Raw genomic sequence first — 4792 nt, 5'->3', positions numbered from 1 at the left:
ACGAAGCTTTTCAGCTCTATCTAAAAACTCATCTTTTTTTGTAGATAATCCAAAATATATCTTAATGTTTTTAGCAGCGCCAGACACTTCATCCCACTGCTCTAGCTTTTTTTGGTTTTTAAAAAATTTATTAGCCTCCCTAGCTAGCGTCATTAAATTTACCACGTCGCCATGGTGCGAAACAATGGCAAGAAAGCCAAACAGGGTTGGTATCTCATCAAATTTTGAGTTTAGCAAGAAAAAATATGCCGACAAAAGCGAGTGATTTTTATCCAGCTTGTCGTTTGAAGTATCTCTGATGTAAATTTGAAAATTATTTTTCAGTTTTGCGATGTCGTGGTAGAGTTTGACCTGCTTATCCAGCTCATCGTCGTCAGGCGAGATCATATTTTTTATATGATTTTCTAAAAGTTTATTTGGATGTGACCAAAACTCGTCAAATAAAATAGACTCTTTCATTGTTTATCTGATATATATTTCCATGATTTTTAGATTTTATAAGCTCTTTGCCGTTTATCTCCATAACAAAGTCTTTAAAATCTTTAAAAATTCGTCCATTTTCGCAGCCACAAGGCATTCTTGCCGTAGTTAATTTCGCATTTTCATCAATGCCTTCAAAAACAAAATCATCCATAAGTGTAAATGTATTTATAAAGCTTTCATTTTGCGATATTTTTTCGCATATTTTTATATCGATCCAGCTAAAATCCGCTATACAAAAATTTATCCCAAGATAGGGCGTAAAGGCAGTTTTATGCTCTTTTAAATTTGAGATTATTTTATCTTTATATATTTGCTCTAAATTTTCTAAATTTAAAAATACGACATAAGACGGCGAGCAGATTAGCTCTCTGTAAAACTGCTTTTTCTCTTTTGCGTTTTGACAGCCTTCCTCTATGTGCATATTGCTTGAGAGGGCAAATTTTATGCCGTTAAAGACAAAACTCTTTTTTAAAATTTGCCTATTTATTTTTACGCTGTATTGGATGTTTGAAAGCTTAAAGTACTCTTCCTCGCCTATAACAGCGCCTAAAAAGCCCATTATGGTAGTTTTTGGTGGCACTGGATAGGTTAGGCTAGAATAAATCGTTGCTGGATGCGAGAAATGAGCGTAATCGCCAAATAATCTAAAAGCAATAATGCTCATTTTATGCCTCTATCTTTTTCCAGCTGCTATCAAAATTCCCTTTGTTTATCGCTTCAAAATCATAATCGCTCATATACTCTATCTTTTCTATATTTGCAGTGTATCTTGCGAGTTTATTTTTTAAATTTGTAAAGTCGATAGTGTATTCGTTTATGCTTCTTACCACTCTATCTTCTTTTTCGCTTTTTAGGCTTATGCTATTGTTTAGATCGCCTGCAAATGTATCGTCTTTGTATGTGATGATTAGCATAAACCTCGGAGTCTGACCGATTTTGGAGCGAGTTGTTAGGTTTTTAGTGCCGTGCCACAAAGCTTTTAAAATTTTAGCTTCATCGGCTTCGCTAAAGCCTGTTTTTGCTGCATTATAGTTGTCTATGATGCCGTAAGTGGCAAAAATAGCGTATTTTATAAATTCCTCTTCTCTAAAAGTCGCTTGATCTTTTTGTTTTTTTGGATCGTTTGGATCGTAATCGCTAGCAAAAGCGCCAGTTCCTTTAATATGCTCTACTTCGACCTTGTTTAGGGATTTGCTTAGTCTAAACTGCACTGGCCCAGTAAATTGAACGCCTGCAGTTTTTATCTCCTTATCCTGCTTCATCTCATCTTTATCTGAAATAGGCAAAACTCCGCCAAATGCGCGGATATCGATAAATTTAGACAAAATTTCTTTTTGCAGTTCGCTTTTGCCTTGCTTTATATTTATGCTCTGTCTGATCGCAGTTTTAGCGTCTAGCAGGGCGTCCTCTATCCTATACTCCTTTATAAAAATCGACGCCTCGTCTTTTTTCATGATCTCATCTCTAATAGTCCTTTTTACACGCACGTCCGTCACCTCAGCTACGCCAGTTTCATCATCTCGCCTAGGAGCGTTATCCTTTAGCATGTCGCCATTTGGGTTCCAGTTCTCTCCGTCCCATAAAAAAAGTATCTCTTTTTTTCGCATCTTATTCTCCTTATTTTGTTTTGTCTTTTATAAATTTACGATAATCGCTTCCGCCCATAGCAAAAGCAAGCGTAGTATGCGAGGTTTTTACCATCTTTCTCTCCTTAGAAAAGACCTGCGGTAAAATTTCGATCAAACACTCTTTTATGTTTTCAATGTTAGAATTTGGCTTGCCAGAAGCTGCCTTAAGCTTTCTAATCATCTCGTCGCACTTGGTCCAAATTCTCTCTAAATTTTCCATGCTTATAGATCCGCAGTCATTAAGCCAGTTGCTAAAAGATACGCCGCCATTAACGCCAAGCTGCCAGTTTATCAGGGCTGCGCTTAGCATACCGAGCAAATAAGCGCTAATGAGCGCATCGTTTTGATGTAAAAACTCGCTATTTTTGATTAGCTCTTTGATCAGTTCTTTTTTATCGGTTAAATTTTCCAAATCGCACTCCTTTTGAAAGACTAGTTTTTTGTTTAAGACATTGATTTTATTAAAGAAATTTTGATATTTTGCAATATTTTCAAACTTTCTTTCTTTATAAAAATCGTTAAAGTATTTGCTCCATTCCAACTTTTTTGCGTAGCTTTTATTGACGCTACCATAATAAATCAGATCGCTATATCTTTCTATCATAATCTCTAAATCAAATTTATTTCTTGATAGTAAAAAGTTCATCACGCCAAGCCTATCTTCAAATAAATTTTGCAGGTAAATTGTCTCATCTGTGCCGCTATTTTTTTCATAGAAGGCTTTTATGTTAAAACAGCTCATTAAATTTGAGATGCGAGAGATAAAAGATGGCAAAACATCGTCTATCGCAAGCTTCAAATCGATAGCAGCGTTGCTTTGCGTGTAAAATAAAATCGTATTTAAAACAGGTAAATTTTCCTGCTTTTTAGCTGTTGTCTCAAGATAATAATCTATGCTAAATTTTATGGCTTCTTCGGCTATTTCAATATCTTTTATGTCGCTCTTTGAAGTCTCTTCAAGTATTTTTACGATCTCTTCTAAATTTACTGAGCTACTCAAAATAGTCGGTAAAATAGCTATTTTCATACCATAAAAATTATGCGATAGCTTATCTTTTATCGCTTTAAAGCCATTTTCTACCTTTTTTGCGCTATTGGCGCTCAGTGGCAGTAGTTTTGATTTGATAAATTGCATATTAGTGGGCATCTCATTTACCGAGCAAAATGCTAAATTTGCATCGCCGCCGATACCTTTTTCATTTGTCAAAATATCATATCCGTAAGATGATTTTTGCTCTTTTACACTGATATGATTTTCAAAAATTTGCTTAAAATATGCAGAAACCGGCTTATCATCATACGAGAGCGAGAAAAAAGTAGCGACTTTTTTGCCTTTTTCGTTTTTTAGCTCATCAAGACCTTTGATCTCATCTATAATATCAGCAAAATACTCTTCGTTTATGCTTGATAGTATGGATAAAATAGCGTCTTTTTCTATAATGCTTGGCTCAAAAAGTGAGAGCAAATTTGAAATAGATTTCAAAATGCCTCTTATAAATTTAGCTTCGTCTTTATTTACGTCTTTGGATAAAAATTGAGAATTTGGGAAAAGATTGCCAGAATTTGCTCCAACGCCAAATCTACATATTATTAAGTCATCTTTACTTATATTGAAATTTGGCTCGATCTGCTTGGTTGCTATGTCGCAAAGATAGACTTTGATCTTGTCGTATTTATGAGCGCCATTTTTGAGCTTAAGCTCTTCTTTTTCATATACCTCGCCTATGTCAGCAAGAATTTTAACTATATCAGCCAAAACATGCTCCTTAAACTAAGTAAGCGTTACTTTACACCAAATATTTTTAAAAGTCAAGTTATTATATTTTATACAAAGATATTTTGATCTATTGTCTATTTTGTTGTACAATAATCCAATCGAAAAGCAAGCCAAATGATAGTCTCCTTGTAGGATTTGAAATTTATATTTTATTCAACTTGCTTTTCTTCTATCACTTCTAAAAATCCAAGTCCGCAGTTCATACATCCACCACCAACTCCCACATCAAGGATCAAATTTATAAGCTCTGGCTTTGCTTTGATATGCCATTTTGCAGGCCATGCTTTGACTGGCATATTATTATTACCATAGTAAAAATATAATGGCTTTTGTAAATTTTGCCAAAGCAAATTTAGCTCAAACTCGCCCTCATATTTATACCCCATAAGTGTTTCAAATCTTTGAAGCGCATTGGTTTTCATCATTTCAAGATGCCTGGAGTCTTGCGGCTCAAGATGCACTTTGTATCCCAAAAGCCCAACAACTGAGCACGCAACACATCCTTGAAAAGTAGCCTCATTTTGTGAAATTCTATGCTCTTTTACTGACACGGACGTATCAAGCAAATAAATATTGCCAAGCTTTAATCCATCTTTTAGCACAGCAAAAGCGATCGTTTTTTCAAATTCTGGCACAAATGAGCTAAATCTTATCTCTAAGCTTAAGCCATTTAACTTAAAATCAAAATTTGATCTTTTAAAATTTTTACCACTTGCCTCATGCTTGTAACCATCATGTTCAGCCTTTGGCAAATAGCTGTAAATATAGCCTTGTATGAGCTTAGATAAAGACTTTGCTATTTTTAAATTTTGAGTTGGAAGGCGTGAATTTATAATGATCATCCTTGCTCCTTGTTTGTTGCTAGAATGAATTATAACCCAAAATTTTGTAAAAAACAGACAAC

At 34.6% G+C, this 4792-nt stretch carries 5 protein-coding genes; all 5 read right to left on the bottom strand.

Annotated features, from left to right (window positions below; all coding sequences use genetic code 11):
* Positions 1 to 459, bottom strand: a 459-nt coding sequence (locus CYP77_RS00525; protein WP_103599662.1) for a CRISPR-associated endonuclease Cas3'', incomplete at its 3' end; no start/stop codon positions are given.
* Complete coding sequence (gene cas5, locus CYP77_RS00520; RefSeq protein WP_103599661.1) at positions 437 to 1147, bottom strand: CRISPR-associated protein Cas5; 711 nt, start codon at positions 1145 to 1147, stop codon at positions 437 to 439. The genes cas5 and CYP77_RS00525, both read right to left, overlap by 23 nt.
* A 1-nt stretch (position 1148) precedes the next feature.
* Positions 1149 to 2090 carry a type I-B CRISPR-associated protein Cas7/Csh2 gene (gene cas7b / locus CYP77_RS00515; protein ID WP_103567823.1) on the bottom strand — a complete coding sequence of 314 codons (942 nt, stop codon included), beginning with the start codon at positions 2088 to 2090 and terminating at the stop codon, positions 1149 to 1151.
* Positions 2091 to 2100: 10 nt separating this feature from the next.
* On the bottom strand, positions 2101 to 3867 hold the full coding sequence (locus CYP77_RS00510; protein WP_103567822.1) for a TM1802 family CRISPR-associated protein: 1767 nt from the start codon (positions 3865 to 3867) through the stop codon (positions 2101 to 2103).
* Positions 3868 to 4037: 170 nt separating this feature from the next.
* Positions 4038 to 4730, bottom strand: a complete 693-nt coding sequence (locus tag CYP77_RS00505) for a CRISPR-associated endoribonuclease Cas6 (protein WP_103567821.1) — start codon at positions 4728 to 4730, stop codon at positions 4038 to 4040.
* Between the last annotated feature and the right edge of the window lie 62 nt (positions 4731 to 4792).

Origin of the sequence: Campylobacter concisus (assembly GCF_002913865.1) — a bacterium.
Classification (GTDB): Bacteria; Campylobacterota; Campylobacteria; order Campylobacterales; family Campylobacteraceae; genus Campylobacter_A; species Campylobacter_A concisus_AM.
This window is presented reverse-complemented; position numbering and strand designations above follow the sequence as displayed.